At 41.0% G+C, this 561-nt stretch carries 1 pseudogene; it reads right to left on the bottom strand.

The features are described 5' to 3' along the window. Positions 1 to 561 (bottom strand): annotated as a pseudogene (locus AMN84_RS01755) (adenylyl-sulfate reductase subunit alpha); the annotation flags it as partial.

The following is a 561-nucleotide window of genomic DNA, read 5'->3' as shown; positions in this document are numbered from 1 at the left end:
CAGTATCACCCGCACCAAATAAACCTTCTACGGACATCATTCTGTTGTAACCCCAGAAATAATCATCTGGTGCAATATCCTCTGGGCCACTTACCCATGCTCCTGAACATGTTGCATGTGAACCCATGACATAAGGCTCTGAAGTTGTTAATTCTGGATTAGTATACTTTGGATCAATGTTTTGTGATGCCCAGACTACGGCCTGGCCCACTGTCATACCCAAAAAGTTTTCCCAGCCAACAGTTTCTAAATGAGGATCTTGAAAAGCTTCTTTAGTTACCATGTGAATTGGTCCTCCACCTGCTGCTACCTCTTGGATAAATGCATGATTTCTTAAACAAGTTGGGGTTGGATGATGATCTATATATTCTCCAACGAGTTTTTTTGTAGCATCGTACCATTTCTTTTCATAATTCTCCCCGTTGGCATTTTGCGTGTAAGTTTTTAAATGTAAAAAATACGCACCAACTGGACCGTAACCATCTTTAAATCTGCAAAGCACAATTCTATTTTCCATTTGTGTCATCTTAGCTCCAGCCGCTATCGGTAATGCGTAAGCAG

Source organism: Candidatus Pelagibacter communis (assembly GCF_001180105.1).
Lineage (GTDB): Bacteria > Pseudomonadota > Alphaproteobacteria > Pelagibacterales > Pelagibacteraceae > Pelagibacter > Pelagibacter ubique_K.
Note: the sequence above shows the minus strand (reverse complement) of the source record. Positions and strands in the feature narration are given on the sequence as shown.